The sequence below is a fragment of the Lysinibacillus sp. NPDC094403 genome (assembly GCF_050278745.1).
Classification (GTDB): domain Bacteria; phylum Bacillota; class Bacilli; order Bacillales_A; family Planococcaceae; genus Lysinibacillus.
In genome coordinates this window covers 47,757-65,103 of record NZ_JBNNTL010000003.1, presented here as the reverse complement: position 1 = coordinate 65,103, position 17,347 = coordinate 47,757, and the positions used below count along the sequence as shown (strand labels likewise).

Here is a 17,347-nt window from a genome sequence, read left to right as displayed (position 1 = left end):
CCTGCTGGATGCAGGTCAGTTAACCGTTATCGCATGGATGCGATGATTTTAGGTTAACATCCTTTAAGAACTCCTTTCCGATTCCGTGACATCCGCCGGAGGCTTTAGGCCAACACGATGTTGGTCACTCAGTCATTGCCACAGGACGTGGCGTACTTAGACTGAGTTCCTTTATTTCAGCTGGTGTTTGGACAACCGTTGTAAAGTAGCTTAAATCCACATTCATCTCATCAACTATAGAGGTGGGGAACTTTTGCTGAAAGAAGTTAAATGGAGCTTAGGATAGGTGAAATGTTGCCTATTCTAAGTTTTTTTGATTCTTCTTATTAGAAAATATAAAAATATTTTACAATTCCGTCTATTTTGTAAGCTGTATATTCTCTTAACTGTTTATGTTAAATTACTAATATTACATTCTAGAAATACAGTTGTGTTTTTAAGGAGGACAATATAGTGAAGTTTAAATTTGGTCTATTGGCAAAAATTATTGTCGCTATTTTACTAGCGGTAATACTCGGAAGCTTTATGCCAGAGCCATTTGTACGTATATTTGCAACATTTAATGGCTTATTCGGTAATTTTTTAAATTTTGTTGTACCACTTATTATTATTGCATTTATTGCTCCGGGCATTGCTCAGCTTGGAAAAGGCTCAGGAAAATTATTAGGTTTGGCAACATTCTTTGCCTATTTCTCAACAATCATTGCAGGTATACTCGCCTTTTTTGTAGCGCGAAATGTATTGCCTAATTTCATTTCAAACGGTGCTATGGAAAGCATGAAAAACCCTGAGGAATTTTTAGCACAGGCATTCTTTAAAGTTGAAATGCCTCCATTAATGGGTGTTATGGCAGCATTAATTTTTGCATTTATTGTAGGAATTGGTATGACTGCCATTCAAAGTGATGTTTTGAAACGTGGTTTTGAAGAGTTTAATGTTATCATTGAAAAATTAATTTCATTTGTTATTATTCCACTTTTACCATTTCATATTTTCGGTATCTTTTTGAACATGACATTTGGTGGACAAGTAGCAAAAATCTTATCTGTCTTCGCAATTGTGTTTGCATTAATAATCGTGATGCATTGGGTAATATTGCTAGTGCAATATACTACAGCGGGAATTTTAAATAAGAAAAATCCACTCATGTTACTTCGAACTATGCTCCCTGCATATTTTACAGCTTTGGGCACACAATCCTCAGCAGCTACAATCCCTGTTACGTTACGACAAGCACAAAAAACAGGAGCTTCTGACAAAGTTACGAATTTCACAGTTCCACTGTTTGCCACTATTCATTTATCGGGTAGTACGATTACATTAGTAACTTGTTCCTTAGGTGTTATGATGATGAACGGAATGGATATAAGTTTCGCACAATATATAGGCTTTATATTTATGCTAGGTATTACGATGGTTGCCGCACCAGGTGTTCCTGGGGGGGCTGTCATGGCAGCAATTGGTTTACTGAAAACAATGCTCGGCTTCGATGAAACAATGGTTGCACTGATGATCGCATTGTATCTAGCGCAAGATAGTTTTGGCACAGCTACAAATGTAACTGGAGATGGAGCATTATCTATGATTGTTGATCGTTTCAATAAAAAAACTAGTTAAGAAAAGCAGAGTGATGGATAGAACCGTGGCAATCGTGGGTAGAGAAGCCAAAGTCGTGGATAGAGAAGCCAAAATCGTGGATAGAGAAGCCAAAGTCGTGGATAGAACCATCAAAATCTTGGATAGAAATGCGAGAGCGACGGAAAGAAGAGCCAAAGTGACGGATGGAAATTAGAGCGACGGAAAGAAGTGCCGAAGCGACGGAAAGAAGAGCCAAAGTGACGGATGGAAATTAGAGCGACGGAAAGAAGTGCCGAAGCGACGGAAAGAATCATCAAAGCGATGGATAGAAATGCGAGAGCGACGGAAAGAAGAGCCAAAGTGACGGATGGAAATCAGAGCGACGGAAAGAAGTGCCGAAGCGACGGAAAGAATCATCAGAGCGACGGAAAGAAGAGCCGAAGTGACGGATGGAAATCAAAGCGACGGAAAGAATCATCAAAGCTACGAATAAAAACGCCAAAGTCATTTAGGTAACTTTTCACAAGGAAATATTTACGAATAAGCAATATTGATCTCATTTGTGGTCATATTGCTTTTTTGTTTTTCTTATTTTTTTCCTGTTAGATTAATCATCTTCTTTGATGATTAATCCTCCAAGATCAAAACTATGCATCTCATTGTGTGCTTGTATCTCGTTCATGAACAATAATTTTCTCAATCATTTTATGTATTAACTTTGATGTTAGTTGTTTGAAATTGCTGTTCACTGGCTTCATCGAAAAGATTCCATAAAGAAGCACTTGATTTAGCAATATTAGTATAATCCAAGAAGATATTTAGTTAAGACTACACTGCATTTATAAAAAAGTAAAAATAACTTCTATTTCTTGTTTCCGATTGGGCGCGAAAGAATTTGACCATATTTTTGATTTATGAGTCATATACGAGGTTAATTATTACATCTAGATTGTCAATTGTTACAGCTTACCAATTTTTTGGAATTTAATACTATTATGAATACAACGATAGCAAGTAAAATCTTTTAATTTTTAGTCTAAAAGAATGCTAATGATATTTAAATCCTATATGTGATCAAACGCCCTAACCTATTAAGCAAAGAAGTGTAATTTAATACGAAGGGAGGGATAGCTATGAAAAATGTTAAAGTAAGCAAAGCGGTAAAGGTTGATGCTACAGCATGGTGGATTATCGTTTAATGATAGACGAAAACCAAAAGCTAGGTTATCTAATAACCTTGCCTTTGGTTTTTATTTAACTTCTTTCAAAATTTCGTTTATGTGCTTTTGCCATTTTAGTGACAGAGCGAGACAATTTTTGGTATCTATGAGTTCAAAGGCTTCAAACAGCCAGGGTCCCTTTCTAAGTAAAATTCGCTTAATAGGATACTTCGTTACTTTCATATTAGTTTTTCTATGGTTTATTCCCTTTGTGCATAGTGTAATTAACATAGTGCACTAAATTTTAAGAAAATAGAGGGGTGAAGAAATGAAAAATAATTTATGCATCCACTCAATTAGTAAAAGCTATCGAAAAGGCGATGTACAAGCAAACGAAAATATATCTACTTGTTTTTCTGCGGGTGAAGTTGTAGCTCTAACAGGTCACAATGGTGCTGGTAAAACAACATTCTTAAATCAAATAATTGGTGTATTCGCTCGACCTTAAAAGCCAGAATTTTGAGGTCGAGCGATTATCTATTAAAAATAATTTGAATGAAGGAACTTACTACAGTCAGGAAAAGAAGTAGAACTAACGAATTTAGTTTACTAAATAATTTCTGAGGCGATGACCAGCTTGAAAAAAAAAAGTTAAGTAAGAAGATATAAGTTACAAAGCTTAGTAGTCGAATAAATATGATTATCATACTATGTCCCTTAATTTCATTAGTATTTTATCTCGAGCGGTATCTTTATATTTTCTACTCATTGGTATTTCAATAGAATTATTGTTATCTTTTTTTAATATCAGGAAATTGTTACCGATTTCTTTGATATATTTCACATTAACTATAAAAGATGCATGTACTTGAACAAAACAGTCATTAAGTTTAGATAGAATTGTAGTGGTAGACATATTAGAGACATAATCTTCATTTAACGTATGAATAATAACTTGGCGACGACTTTTCTCGAAATAAACAAGCTCATTTATTTTGAGGCTATAAGATATTTTGTTATAGGAAAAAACGAACCTCTCTTCTTTTACATCTAGGTATCTCATTACTCTATCTAAAACAGGAAATAAGTTCTCTTTAGTTACAGGTTTGATTATGTAATCAAAGGTTTGTACCTTAAAGACGTCCTCCATATATTCTCTGTAATTAGTTAAAAATATGATAGGAACATTTAAATTGTTTTGGCGAATTATTTCAGCAAGATCAATACCTGTAGTATTAGGAAATTCAATATCTAAAATAAATAAATCAAATTCAATTTTTTTCATATGTCTGATTAGCTTTTCAGGATAATAGAAAACGTTGGATTCAAATAATTCTTGATTGTATTGTATTAACAATTCTTCTACTGCATCCGCCATTTGGGGTATGTCATCACATATAGCTGTCTTAATCATAAGTATCCCTCCAATTACTATTGTATAGTTTTCTGAATTTTTAAACAACATAAGTCGTGTTCGAACTCTGTTCTTTTTGCACATATGCTGTCCATTTTTCAAATGTTTCCAAATTACTAATGATCTTTGATAATAAAGGAAAGAATCATCAGAGCGACGGATAGAACCACATAAGGCAAAAAAAAACCGCCAGCTACGGCGATTTTTTTTATTGGAATTGAGAAAGACGTGAAAAGAAATTTGTAACGAAGTCTAAAAATATTTTTTCTGATGGTGCAATTTCGCGATTTACAGGTGAAATAATACCGACTGTTCTTGGAATCGCAGGTGCTTTAATCGGTACCTTTACGGTGAAGCGGGCAGCTGAATCATACAGGGAGCTTTCTGGTAATAAGCTGACTCCGATGCCTGCAGCTACAAGACCTTTTAGTGCATCTAAGTCCTCACCCTCGGAGATGACGTTTGGCGAGAAGCCGGCAGCTCGGCAGGCATCCATAGCTACTTTATGTAATATGTATCCATCTGGGAATAACACAAATAAATCGTTACGTAAATCAGCAAGTTGAATACTTTCCTTTTTGGCTAATGGATGTTTTGCTGGTAGTAAAGCGGCGATATTTTCAGTAAACAAAATTGTTGATTGAATCGCTTCATCCTTCGGTGGAAGAGGACCTAAAAATGCTAAATTTAATTCGCGATTTTTGACTGCATCAATTAAAAAACGATAGGAGCCTTGACGGAGCTGGAACTGCAAATCTGGATATTCACGCTTAAAAGCTGAAATAACAGTTGGCAATACATAGCTAGCCAAGCTCGTTGGAAAACCGATTTTTATCGTACCTTTAGCAGGATCTAAATATTCTTCAACTTGCTTTGCAGCAAAATCAATGGCTTTTAAAGCAGTAATTGTGTGCTCGAGAAATGTTTTTCCTATTGGTGTCAATTTAACATTTCGTCCTACACGTTCAAAAAGTGGTGTGCCTAATTCATCTTCTAAATTAGCAATTTGTCGGCTTATTGCAGATTGAGCAACATGAAGATGCTCGGCAGCTTCTGAAATGTGTTCACGCTCAGCAACTTCAACAAAATAACGTAATTGACGTAACTCCACTAGATATTCACCTCTATTAATCGAAAAATACGATTGATTATTCCTCAATTATATACTATTTAAGATGAAAAATGATTGTAAATAAAATAGATGTCTAAATCAATTAAGACTAATCATCATAACGTGGGGTTGATTTCCGTTCCGGCTTGGCGCTTAGTTGCTGACGCTTCGCTTTCGCACAGAGCAGAGCTTCCTGGGGGCGTCCGATGAGCCGCTTGGGCCAACAGATGTTTTTTGCGCGAAAGCGTAGTGTTAACGTAGCGGCAGCAGCACCGATGTTGGTCACGAAGGCGTTATCACAGGATGTGATGCTCTTAGCCTTCGTTCCTCTATTGCTGATCCCCAAGGAGTCGCCCAGCCTCCACTCCAATCAACCTATATGAATGGCATAGGTTTTAATTAACTAATAACATCCTAGAATTTTGGTAATAAGCAAAATACAATTCCTATAAAATCTTATCTACAATATTCTTTCCTTTAATTGATTCCATTCTAATAAAAAAGGTTATAGTATTGATATTGTTATTTATGCAATTCTGTCACAAAACCGCTACATTTAGCGTTTTCTGCGGGGTTTCCACTATGTAGCTAGATGAAATCGATTCTCAATTAGATTTATTTCATTGAAAATGAGGAAAGTTGATTCTCATTGTCATTAATGATTAACAATAATCTGAAAATGCTTACAAAGTCTTTGTTTTTAAGGATTGTTTCAGAGAAAAGTGAAAGTGATTGAAATGGTTTGCATAGAGAACGATTTTCAGTTAAGATTAGAATGATGATAATTAAGGAATGGTACACCATTCACTGAACACACTATGGAGGTATTTTCATGTCAACTTTAGTTATTAAAGATCTTCACGTTGAAATCGACGGGAAAGAGATTTTAAAAGGCGTAAACCTTACAATCAATACAAATGAAATTCATGCAATCATGGGACCAAACGGAACTGGTAAGTCAACATTAGCTTCTGCAATCATGGGTCACCCTAAATATGAAGTAACTTCTGGTACAGTAGAACTTGATGGCGAAAATGTACTTGAAATGGAAGTGGACGAGCGTGCTCAAGCAGGTTTGTTCCTAGCAATGCAATATCCTTCTGAAATCGCTGGTGTAACAAATGCTGACTTCTTACGCTCAGCTATTAATGCACGCCGTGAAGAAGGCGATGAAATTTCTCTAATGAAATTTATCCGTGAATTAGATAAAAACATGGAATTCCTTGAAATGCACGAAGATATGGCACAACGTTATTTAAATGAAGGTTTCTCTGGCGGTGAGAAAAAACGTAACGAAATTCTTCAATTAATGATGATTAAACCTACTTTCGCAATTTTAGATGAAATTGACTCTGGTCTTGATATTGACGCGCTTAAAGTTGTTTCAAAAGGAATCAATGCAATGCGTGGAGAAGGATTCGGCTGCTTAATGATCACTCACTATCAACGCCTACTTAACTACATTACACCAGACCATGTACACGTAATGATGCAAGGTCGCGTTGTTAAATCAGGTGGCGAAGAATTAGCACAACGTTTAGAAGCTGAAGGCTATGACTGGATTAAAAAAGAATTAGGTATCGAAGAAGAAACTGAAGAACAAGAAGCATAAGAAGGAGGACGAACTAGCATGACAGTGGAACTTAACTTGCCTGTAACAGTACAGGACGTGCGCTCGTTCTCAGAAGCAAATGGAGAACCGGCTTGGTTTACAGAACTTCGCGCGGCAGCACTAGACAAAGTAACTGGTTTAGATTTGCCAAAACCAGACAGAACAAATATTACAAAATGGGATTTTGTAAATTTCCCAACTCACACAGTTGACAGTGAAGGATTTGCTTCACTTGATGCATTACCAGAAGAAGTAAAAGGTTTAATTGATTTTGAGGCACAAGAAAACCTTTATATTCAACGCAATAACACTCCAGCTTTCATTAAAACATCACAAGAACTAGCTGATAAAGGTGTTATTTTTACAGATATTTTAACAGCGGTTCGTGAACATGGCGACCTTGTTAAAAAGTACTTTATGACAGAAGCTGTAAAAGTTGATGAGCATAAATTAACAGCACTTCATGCGGCACTTGTTAACGGTGGTGTGTTCGTATACGTACCGAAAAATGTAATTATCGAACAGCCGCTTCAAGTAGTATTTTTAAATGATAACGCAGAAGCTTCATTATATAACCACGTGTTAGTTGTAGCTGAAGCAAATTCAGCTGTAACATATGTTGAAACATATATTTCAACAGTTGAAGAAGCAAAAGGTCAAGCAAATATTATTGCAGAAGTAGTAGTTCAAGACAATGCACAAGTTACTTACGGTGCGGTTGATGTGCTTGCGAAAGGATATACTACTTATGTAAATCGCCGTGCACGACTAGCTCGTGATGCGAAAGTAGATTGGGCTCTTGGCTTAATGAATGACTCAGATACTATTTCTGAAAACATTACACATCTTATTGGTGACGGTTCTCATGCTGATACGAAAACAGTAGTTGTTGGTCGCGGTGAACAAAAACTTAACTTTACTACTGAAGTTCGTCACTGGGGTAAGAACTCAAATGGTCATATCTTAAAGCATGGTGTAATGAAAGATGCAGCACAATCAATCTTTAACGGTATTGGCTACATCGAACACGGTGCGACAAAAGCGGATGCACAACAAGAATCACGTGTGTTAATGCTTTCTGAAAAAGCTCGTGGCGATGCAAACCCAATTCTATTAATCGATGAAGACGATGTAACAGCAGGACACGCAGCATCTGTCGGTCGAGTTGATCCACTACAACTTTACTACTTAATGAGTCGTGGTATCTCGAAAGCAGAAGCAGAGCGCCTTGTTATCCATGGATTCCTTGCGCCAGTTGTTACGCAATTACCAATCGAAGGCGTTCAAAAGCAACTGACGGAGGTTATTGAAAGGAAAGTTCGCTAATGATGAATAAAGACATTAAAAGCTATTTCCCAATTTTAAATCAGGAAGTAAACGGTCATAAGCTCGTTTACCTTGATAGCGCAGCAACTTCTCAAAAGCCTATTCAAGTGATTGAAGCTATGAAGCATTATTATGAATTCGATAATTCTAATGTCCACCGTGGTGTGCATACATTAGGTAATCGTGCTACTGACAAGTATGAGGGTGCACGTGAAAAGGTTCGTAATTTTATCAATGCTACATCAACACAAGAAATTATTTTTACTCGCGGTACTACTACTGCTTTAAATACAGTAGCTGGAAGTTATGGTCGTGCAAATGTTGCTGAAGGTGATGAAATTGTCATTACCCACATGGAGCACCACTCTAATATTATTCCTTGGCAACAGCTAGCAAAGGAAAAAAATGCAACGCTGAAATATATTGAGCTTGAAGCAGATGGCACACTTAATCTAGAAAAGGTTCGTGCGACAATTACACCTAAAACAAAGATTGTGTCGGTGTCAATGGCGTCAAACGTCCTTGGAACGATTAACCCAATTAAAGAAATCGCTCAAATCGCGCATGCTAACGGTGCTGTAATGGTAGCGGATGGTGCACAAGCAGCACCACATATGAAAATTGATGTACAAGATTTGGATGTAGATTTCTTAGGGTTCTCAGGACATAAGATGTGCGGACCAACTGGAATAGGTGTACTATATGGTAAAAAAGAACACCTTGAAAAGATGGAGCCAATTGAATTTGGTGGCGAAATGATTGACTTTGTTGGACTTTATGAGTCAACGTGGAAAGAATTACCGTGGAAATTTGAAGGTGGAACTCCTATTATTGCAGGTGCAATAGGTTTAGGAGCTGCTATTGATTTCTTAACTGAAATTGGGCTAGATAACATTGCGGAGCATGAGCATAAGCTTGCAGGCTACGCAATGGATCAGCTTGAAACGATTGACGGACTTAAAATTTTCGGCCCACGTGACCCAATGAAGCGTTGTGGCCTTGTAACGTTTAACCTAGACGATGTACATCCACATGATGTGGCAACAGTTCTTGATATGAACGGTATTGCTGTTCGTGCAGGACATCATTGCGCACAGCCACTAATGAAATGTCTTCAACAAGTAGCGACAGCGCGTGCAAGCTTCTATCTGTATAACACGGAAGAAGATATTGATCGCCTAGTTGCTGGGTTACGTTCTGCGAAGGAGTATTTTGGCGATGTCTTTTAATAATTTAGATCAACTATATCGTTCAGTCATAATGGATCATTATAAAAATCCTCGTAATAAAGGATCTATTGAAGAAGATGCTGTTACGATCGATATGAACAATCCGACTTGTGGAGATCGTATTCACTTAACGCTAAAGGTGACTGATGGTATTGTAGAAGATGCGAAGTTTGACGGTGAAGGCTGTTCAATTTCCATGTCTTCTGCTTCCATGATGACGCAGATCATTAAAGGGAAAAAAGTTGAGGAAGCTTTAGAGCTTGCTGAAATTTTCTCTAAAATGATGATGGGCGAAGAATATAGCGAGAAATATGACCTTGAGGATGTTGAGGCACTACAAGGTGTTTCTCAATTCCCTGCACGTATTAAATGTGCGACATTAGCTTGGAAAGCGATGGAAAAAGCCGTAAAGAATTAATAAATTCTAACTTTGAGTGAAAGTCACTATATGTGCTTTCACTCGAAGTAGGATACCCGAGCTTAAAACAAAATAACAATAATACATGAACGGAGGAGAAAAGATGGCTAAAAAAATGCCTGATATTGGCGATTACAAATACGGATTCCATGACAAGGACGTATCAATTTTCCGTTCAAAACGTGGTTTAACTGAAGAAATCGTCCGTGAAATTTCTAATATGAAACAAGAGCCAGAGTGGATGCTTGAATACCGCTTAAAAGCACTTGAAACTTTCTATACAAAACCAATGCCGCAATGGGGTGGCGACCTAGGAGATTTAGATTTTGATGAAATTACGTATTACGTAAAACCATCAGAAGCTACACAAAAATCTTGGGATGAAGTACCTGATGAAATCAAAGCTACTTTTGATAAATTAGGTATTCCAGAAGCAGAGCAAAAATACCTTGCAGGTGTATCTGCTCAGTACGAATCTGAGGTTGTTTATCACAACATGAAACAAGACCTTGAAGACCTTGGTATTGTGTTCAAAGATACTGACTCAGCTTTACGTGAAAACGAAGATATTTTCAAACAATACTGGGGCAAGGTTATTCCTTACACTGACAACAAATTCGCTGCATTAAACTCAGCTGTTTGGTCAGGTGGATCATTCATCTATGTACCACCAGGTGTAAAAGTGGAAACGCCATTACAAGCTTACTTCCGTATTAACTCTGAAAACATGGGTCAATTCGAACGTACGTTAATTATTGTAGATGAAGGCGCTCACGTACACTACGTTGAAGGTTGTACAGCTCCTGTTTACACTACAAACTCTTTACACTCAGCAGTAGTAGAAATTGTTGTACGTAAAGATGCATACTGCCGTTATACAACGATTCAAAACTGGGCAAACAACGTTTACAACCTAGTAACAAAACGTACAGTTGTTGAAGAAAACGGTACAATGGAATGGATCGACGGTAACATCGGTTCTAAATTAACAATGAAGTACCCAGCTTGTATCCTTAAAGGTGAAGGCGCTCGTGGTATGACATTATCAATCGCATTAGCAGGTAAAGGGCAACACCAACACGCAGGTGCGAAAATGATTCATATGGCACCAAACACATCTTCAACAATCGTTTCTAAATCGATTGCAAAACAAGGTGGTAAAGTAACGTATATGGGTCAAGTTCGTTTCGGTCCTAAAGCAAGTGGTGCACGTGCTAACATCGAATGTGATACGTTAATCATGGACAACCAATCTACTTCAGATACAATTCCATACAACGAAATCTTAAATGATAATGTTTCTTTAGAGCATGAAGCGAAAGTTTCAAAAGTATCAGAGGAACAATTGTTCTACTTAATGTCTCGTGGTATTTCTGAAGAAGAAGCGACAGAAATGATCGTAATGGGCTTCATCGAGCCATTCACAAAAGAATTACCAATGGAATACGCAGTTGAAATGAACCGTCTTATCAAGTTTGAGATGGAGGGCAGTATTGGATAATACGCCTATAATGCTTGGTATATAAAGGTTTTAGAAGAACAATAAATTCTAATGTGCCGAAAACATGCCGATTCAGATAGGAGACGAACTTTTGAAGTTCGTCTCCTATTTTTAATCTTCAAGGTAGGTACTTAATATTGTTTTGATGGTTCGAAGGGTCGTTATAAAATTGAGAAAAAACGGTTGGGGAATTATCGATAGGAATATTAAATGCTATAAACGATTCATACATAGAAAAATTGTCCTTTTCCATCTGACTCCTAGCCATATATGCTAGTTTATTGTTTTCTAAGTTCGTTGCGAATAACTGTGATTCACCATTAGGCAACGGTACCCAATTACGCTCGAAAAATGGTAATAAAGCATTTATATGCCCCAATGTATTATTAATAAAATTAAAGTTTCCTAGAAAATGATCAAAAATTGATTGAGTTAAGTTTTCACCGAATATTTGAGGGGACGTAAATGTAGAAGGCTGTAATGTATCTTGATGACCGTAATGTTGAGTTTGCTTATTTATATGTGTTATATTGGGGCTTTTTGAAAAAAAAATAAAAACCATACAGCGTGATTTTGCTCGTCCGCTGCTGCACGTCGAAAACTTTCTTTAATTATTGGATCATTTGCTTTATCTGCTATATCTAAATAAAAATCAACGGTTTCTTGTTCATCTTTAAAGGCAAATTCGATTCCTTCCCTAAAGTAATCCGGGCATTCCTCGATTATTTGATAAGACGGCTTTCTTCCTGTTAAAGTTGTATAAATTTTGCTAATTTCCTCGAGATGACGTTTTTCATCCTTTTGTATCTCAAGTATTCTATTCTTTTCATCCTCAGTAGGCGCCATTTTGGCTAACTTTTCATAACAAACAATAGCACTATACTCACCATTGATTGCCTTCTGAATATCATTTACAAGTTGAGCATCGTTTAGCATATGATAATTATCATTATACTGTGGAGCATAATGATAATAGTATTGATTTGAATACATGATTGTCCTCCTTTTGTTAAACCATCAACTTATCTTATGCGTTGTGTATAGGTAATTGTGCAAAGTCATTTTTAAAAATCAATTATGCCTCGGCAAAATCGATATGTGTATAAAATGAAGTTATTTGTAAAAATCTATTTTAAAAGAAGCTATTATTAACGTCGTTTAATAAGTAAGGTGATGTGCCAGGGAGAATTTTGCGGCAACAGAAGAGCGTTTACAAGGCTTTAAAGATGGAGTAGGAACCATCTTATTCTTTGAAAACCAAGCAACAATTAAACAAATGCAAGAAAATGCACCTTCTTATAAAGAGCAATTCCCATTCTGGCCACATCAAGGACATGCAATGTTACGATACGCAACATGGATGTCTTTAACTACTGAAGGAATTGGCGCATCTCTTCAGCACTATAATCCAATTATTGAGGAAGTTAAACAAACTTGGAGTATCCCTGCAGAATGGAGCCTAGTAGCTCAAATGCCATTTGGTGAACCGAATGAACAAGCAGGAGAAAAAACTTCTTTACCTTTTGAAGAGGTAGTGAAGTTTTATTAATTAAAGCCTAACTACAATTATGCCCCGTTAAGTGACACGATTCACTTAACGGGGTTTCTAACATATTAGTTAAATGAAAATTCGTATCCTACATAGTTAAAAACATTGGTAAACCCTATATTTTCTGCTACAGCGATGGAAGGCTTGTTGGAATCCATACAATCCCAATATGGGGTCGAACCTTGCGCTAAACAATCTTTTACAAAATAGTGAGCTAACTTTTGGGCTAATTTATTTCCTTGGTGAGCTTCTAATGTTTCAATGTCAATGCAGTGGACATTTTCTACAACAAAGCCTGAAAAACAAAGACTAACAATGTGATTATCGTAAACGACACAGTACCCAATCCCTTTATTCAAGAAACACTCAGGTGAAGACCAAAACGATAATATTTTAGACTGTAAAAATTCGTGGTTTTTAATGGTGTTATCATTAAACAGAGCTTTATCTATTTTTAAAACAGTATAGCCTTCTTTAATATCTGGCTCATTATTTGCTTTATAGTTTTCTTTATGAAGTTGATATACTCTTTGCTTCCAACTACCAAGTTCACGATGTTTAAATATTTTTTCAATCGTTTGATTCCACTTTTGATGATTACCAATGCCTTCAAAGTAATGTAACCCCACTTTTTTCGCTTCTGCTACAATTACCTGATCAATAAAATCATTGATTTGATTATTAAATTGTTCATTATCTTCGTTTCCTATAAAGAAAAATCCATCGTTGTTACCTAACCAAATAAGTGCTGATTGAGGTGTATCGATTTGGTCAACAAATATTCGTCCAGGATTCACTCCCACTACGACAGCTTGCACTTCTAATTGACCTTGCTCATTCAACAGCTCTTTACACCTGTAAAATTCATTTTGTTGAAGTTCAGTAATCATTTTCATCATTATCCTTTCACGTTAAATTTCTTATATTTTGACTCATCCCCGAAAGTTCAGAAATATATTTATTAAAATGTATATTATGTGGATAAGTTGATTGGAGTGAAGGCTGGACGCCCCCAGGAAGCTCTGCTCTACGCGAAAGCGAAGCGACAGCAACAAATGTTTTATCTGTAGCGAAAGCGAAGCGACAGCAACAAATGTTTTCTGCGCGAAAGCGAAGCGGCAGCGATAAAAGCGCCCAGCCGGAAAGGAAATCAACACCTTGTTAAGGTGATATTCCTCTAATTTATCATATAGGTAAATGATGGTAATATCCATCTTATTAACCTTATTTATGAGCTATGTTTTTTACGTTACGTTCATATTTAGTTAGAAAGTGTGTGCTATGATATTGTAAATAGAGGAGGGAGTCACATGATTCGAGTTGGATTAACTGGTTGGGGTGATCATCCTTCGCTTTATAGTGAAGTGACTGCCTCAAAGGACAAATTATTCGATTATACAGGTCATTTTTTAACGGTTGAAGTAGATACTTCTTTTTATGCGATACCTTCTAAAGAGAATGTACGGAAATGGTGTGAGGATACACCCGAAAATTTTCGTTTTGTTGTGAAGGCCTATCAAGGAATGACTGGTCATTTACGTGGTGACATACCGTATGAATCGAAGAATGACATGTTTAATGCCTTTATCGAATGTGCCAATGAATTTAAACGTTATGGGAAGCTTGCAATGGTACTAGCTCAATTTCCACCGTGGTTTGATTGTCAGGCTAAGAATGTACAATATTTATTGTATATTAGACAACAGCTCAAGGGCTTTGATGTAGCTATCGAGTTTCGCAATCGAACATGGTATGCGGACAATGTAGTGCAGCAAACAATGGATTTTTTAAGAGAACATCAATTCATTCATACAATTTGTGATGAACCACAGGCTGGCGTAGGTTCTGTACCATTTTATCCTACTGTTACTGCGGCTAAGGCACTTGTTCGTATTCATGGACGTAACATTCATGGGTGGCGCAATACTGGTAATGCCGAAAACTGGCGGAAGGTTCGCTTTTTATATGATTATAATAATGAAGAATTGCAGCAGCTTGGACAGCATATAAAACATCTCCAACCAGAAGTACAGAACCTGTATGTATTATTTAATAATAATTCAGGACTTCATGCTGCGAAAAATGCAAAGGAGTTACAAGGAATTTTAGCGATTAGAGATGTAGGGTTAGCGCCTAAACAATTAAATATGTTTGAAGGAGAACTATAATGGAATTTTTTGTTTTAGTTATTATTGCATTATTATCTGGGTTAATTGGCGCGTTGGTTGGGCTAGGTGGAGGAGTCATCTTAGTCCCGGCAACATTATACATTGGGTTAAATTTAGGGATGATTCCAGATATCACTCCTCAAAAAGTGGTTGGCTTATCTGTTGTCATGATGATTTTTACTGGACTTGCCTCTACGTTAAGCTATATGAAATCTAAAACAGTTGATTATAAGAGTGGTTGGATATTTTTTATAGGAAGTATTCCTGGAACAATGCTGGGCGCGTGGGTTAATAAGGGGCTAGATTTACCATCATTTAATTTGTATTTTGGTATTTTATTAATCATTTTGGCGACGATATTACTTGTACGTGATCGTTTGAAACCTGTAGAATGGTTTGTAAAAAACGGTATGAAACTGGAATTCGAAGATAAAGAAGGAAATACCTTTGTATATGGGTATCCAATTTGGTTTGCCATTGTATTAACCTTTGCTATTGGCTTTGCCTCTGGATTATTTGGTATCGGTGGAGGCTCGATGATTGTACCTGCCATGATTATTTTATTTTTATTCCCACCACACGTTGCAGTGGCAACATCGATGTTCATGGTATTTTTATCGTCAATTGTTAATTCAGCGAGTCATATTTATTTAGGACATGTGCCGTGGCTTTATACGATTCCTGTTATTCCAGGTGCTTATATTGGAGCAAAGCTAGGGGCAGCATTAAATAAAAGAATTAAATCAGATACTCTTGTAGTAGCACTTCGAGTTATTTTATTATTATTAGGAATTCGTTCCATTATCGATGGTTTATTGTAATATTGATTTAAAGCAAGTCTACTACAGACATAGAAGCTATTTTAAAGAAGAGGTGGCTTAATTGCTGGAAAAAATTCATATTTTTCACACGAATGATTTGCACAGTCATTTTAAGTATTGGCCACGAATGCAAAGCTATGTGAAAGAAATACGTACTAAGCTTACAACCATGGGAGAAACAAGCTATTTATTTGATGTAGGTGATCATTTAGATCGTTCAAATATTTATACAGAAGCAACTGTCGGCAAGGGCAATGTGAGGTTATTGAATGAAGCAGGCTACGACGTAGTGACAATTGGTAATAATGAAGGTATAACATTGTCCCATGAGGAGCTGTACCATTTATATGATGAAGCAGCTTTTGAAGTAGTAGTTGCTAATGTGAATGTCACACAAGGAACAAATCCAGCGTGGATGAAGCCGTATGTTGTATTAACAACTGCTTATGGCACAAAGATTGCAGTTATTGCTGCAACCGCTATGTTTGAAATTTATTATAAGGAATTAAACTGGGATATAGATGAGGCGCGAAGTACACTCGTTCGCTTAGCATATCAACTTCGTAAAGAAGTAGATATTGTTGTTTGTTTGTCACATTTGGGGATAACAGAAGATGAACTTTTAGCTGAGGAATGCCCAGAAATAGATGTTATATTCGGCTCACATACACATCATGTTCTTCCAAATGGAAAGCTAATTAATGGCGTTTTATTAACGGGTGGGGGGAAATTTGGGCAATATATTGGACATCTTGTGGTAGAATATGATAAAAAATTGAGGAAAATTGTTGAAAAAAAGGATACTTTAATTCATAATAATGATTTGCCTACAGTTAAAAATGAATATGAAATCGTTCAGTCTTTAGAAAAAGAAGGTGAACGATTACTTGATATTCCAGTATTCACTACGAAAAAATCGTACAATAAGGAATGGTTCCATTACTCACAATTATCCGATTTGTTTGCGCGGGCCATTTTAGAGAAAAGTGGAGCGGATTGTGCGTTATTTAACGCGGGTATTTTTTTAGATGGTTTACCTAAGGGAACAGTGACTGCACTAGATTTGCATAGAATTTTCCCACATCCTATAAATTTATGTACGATTGAATTATCAGTTGTTGAAATGAAAGAAATTTTTCAGCAATCTAAAAATGAAGAATGGCCCTATATTGAGCTAAAAGGATTAGGGTTTAGAGGCGTTATCTTTGGAAAGATGCTGACTTATGGCTTTTCAATGAATGAAGATCGCCAATTATTTATCAATGGGAAGCTTGCAGATAACGATCGAATTTATAAATTAGTAACGCTTGATTTGTTTACGTTCGGTTATTTTTACCCGAGCTTTAAATATGCTAAGAAAAAATATATTCTACCAGAGTTTTTACGAAACATTATGATAGATTATGGGCAAAGATTCTTTAAGCAATAGTAGATAAAACGCTTTTAGAATGGAATGGGGA

The 17,347-nt window shown here is 36.4% G+C and carries 15 protein-coding genes and 1 pseudogene; 11 read left to right on the top strand and 5 right to left on the bottom strand.

What is annotated here, in order from left to right; genetic code table 11:
• The first annotated feature begins 453 nt into the window (after window positions 1-453).
• Window positions 454-1,617, top strand: a complete 1,164-nt coding sequence (locus tag ACQKMV_RS07380) for a dicarboxylate/amino acid:cation symporter (protein WP_427503164.1) — start codon at window positions 454-456, stop codon at window positions 1,615-1,617.
• 617 nt (window positions 1,618-2,234) lie between these two features.
• Here the strand turns inward: ACQKMV_RS07380 and ACQKMV_RS07375 are convergent.
• Window positions 2,235-2,336 carry a DUF4368 domain-containing protein gene (locus ACQKMV_RS07375; protein ID WP_427503381.1) on the bottom strand — a complete coding sequence of 34 codons (102 nt, stop codon included), beginning with the start codon at window positions 2,334-2,336 and terminating at the stop codon, window positions 2,235-2,237.
• A 730-nt stretch (window positions 2,337-3,066) separates the two neighbouring features.
• Here ACQKMV_RS07375 and ACQKMV_RS07370 point away from each other — a divergent pair.
• On the top strand, window positions 3,067-3,246 hold the full coding sequence (locus tag ACQKMV_RS07370) for an ATP-binding cassette domain-containing protein (RefSeq protein ID WP_427503163.1): 180 nt from the start codon (window positions 3,067-3,069) through the stop codon (window positions 3,244-3,246).
• 195 nt (window positions 3,247-3,441) lie between these two features.
• Here the strand turns inward: ACQKMV_RS07370 and ACQKMV_RS07365 are convergent, their stop codons facing one another.
• The gene (locus tag ACQKMV_RS07365) at window positions 3,442-4,152 is read right to left on the bottom strand and encodes a LytR/AlgR family response regulator transcription factor (protein WP_427503162.1); all 711 of its coding nucleotides are present in this window, start codon (window positions 4,150-4,152) and stop codon (window positions 3,442-3,444) included.
• Between the two features lie 208 nt (window positions 4,153-4,360).
• On the bottom strand, window positions 4,361-5,263 hold the full coding sequence (locus ACQKMV_RS07360) for a LysR family transcriptional regulator (protein ID WP_427503161.1): 903 nt from the start codon (window positions 5,261-5,263) through the stop codon (window positions 4,361-4,363).
• Window positions 5,264-6,095: 832 nt separating this feature from the next.
• Here ACQKMV_RS07360 and sufC point away from each other — a divergent pair.
• From sufC to sufB, 5 genes are all read left to right on the top strand, one after another.
• Window positions 6,096-6,875 carry a Fe-S cluster assembly ATPase SufC gene (gene sufC, locus ACQKMV_RS07355; RefSeq protein ID WP_024362714.1) on the top strand — a complete coding sequence of 260 codons (780 nt, stop codon included), beginning with the start codon at window positions 6,096-6,098 and terminating at the stop codon, window positions 6,873-6,875.
• Window positions 6,876-6,893: 18 nt separating this feature from the next.
• The gene (gene sufD, locus ACQKMV_RS07350) at window positions 6,894-8,201 is read left to right on the top strand and encodes a Fe-S cluster assembly protein SufD (protein ID WP_427503159.1); all 1,308 of its coding nucleotides are present in this window, start codon (window positions 6,894-6,896) and stop codon (window positions 8,199-8,201) included.
• Window positions 8,201-9,430 carry a cysteine desulfurase gene (locus ACQKMV_RS07345; RefSeq protein ID WP_427503158.1) on the top strand — a complete coding sequence of 410 codons (1,230 nt, stop codon included), beginning with the start codon at window positions 8,201-8,203 and terminating at the stop codon, window positions 9,428-9,430. Before sufD ends, ACQKMV_RS07345 begins: the two co-directional genes overlap by 1 nt.
• Window positions 9,420-9,848 (top strand): Fe-S cluster assembly sulfur transfer protein SufU, encoded by a 429-nt coding sequence (gene sufU, locus ACQKMV_RS07340; protein WP_427503157.1) that lies wholly within the window; start codon window positions 9,420-9,422, stop codon window positions 9,846-9,848. Before ACQKMV_RS07345 ends, sufU begins: the two co-directional genes overlap by 11 nt.
• A gap of 103 nt (window positions 9,849-9,951) precedes the next feature.
• Window positions 9,952-11,349 (top strand): Fe-S cluster assembly protein SufB, encoded by a 1,398-nt coding sequence (gene sufB, locus ACQKMV_RS07335; RefSeq protein WP_031417705.1) that lies wholly within the window; start codon window positions 9,952-9,954, stop codon window positions 11,347-11,349.
• Window positions 11,350-11,874: 525 nt separating this feature from the next.
• On the opposite strand, the gene ACQKMV_RS07330 is transcribed toward sufB, so the two are convergent.
• The gene (locus ACQKMV_RS07330; protein WP_427503156.1) at window positions 11,875-12,342 is read right to left on the bottom strand and encodes a ferritin-like domain-containing protein; all 468 of its coding nucleotides are present in this window, start codon (window positions 12,340-12,342) and stop codon (window positions 11,875-11,877) included.
• 190 nt (window positions 12,343-12,532) lie between these two features.
• Between ACQKMV_RS07330 and ACQKMV_RS07325 the strand changes: the two are divergent.
• Window positions 12,533-12,898: pseudogene (locus ACQKMV_RS07325) on the top strand (nitroreductase family protein); the annotation flags it as partial.
• Between the two features lie 65 nt (window positions 12,899-12,963).
• On the opposite strand, the gene ACQKMV_RS07320 reads toward ACQKMV_RS07325, so the two are convergent.
• Window positions 12,964-13,788 (bottom strand): GNAT family N-acetyltransferase, encoded by an 825-nt coding sequence (locus ACQKMV_RS07320; protein ID WP_427503155.1) that lies wholly within the window; start codon window positions 13,786-13,788, stop codon window positions 12,964-12,966.
• Window positions 13,789-14,208: 420 nt separating this feature from the next.
• On the opposite strand from ACQKMV_RS07320, the gene ACQKMV_RS07315 reads away from it, so the two are divergent.
• From ACQKMV_RS07315 to ACQKMV_RS07305, 3 genes are all read left to right on the top strand, one after another.
• Entirely contained in the window at window positions 14,209-15,066 is an 858-nt protein-coding gene (locus tag ACQKMV_RS07315; RefSeq protein ID WP_427503154.1) for a DUF72 domain-containing protein, read from the top strand.
• On the top strand, window positions 15,066-15,887 hold the full coding sequence (locus ACQKMV_RS07310) for a sulfite exporter TauE/SafE family protein (protein ID WP_427503153.1): 822 nt from the start codon (window positions 15,066-15,068) through the stop codon (window positions 15,885-15,887). The genes ACQKMV_RS07315 and ACQKMV_RS07310 overlap by 1 nt, the downstream gene beginning before the upstream one ends.
• 61 nt (window positions 15,888-15,948) lie before the next feature.
• Window positions 15,949-17,316: a bifunctional metallophosphatase/5'-nucleotidase gene (locus ACQKMV_RS07305; protein ID WP_427503151.1), complete on the top strand. Its 1,368-nt coding sequence runs from the start codon at window positions 15,949-15,951 to the stop codon at window positions 17,314-17,316.
• Window positions 17,317-17,347: the final 31 nt, after the last annotated feature.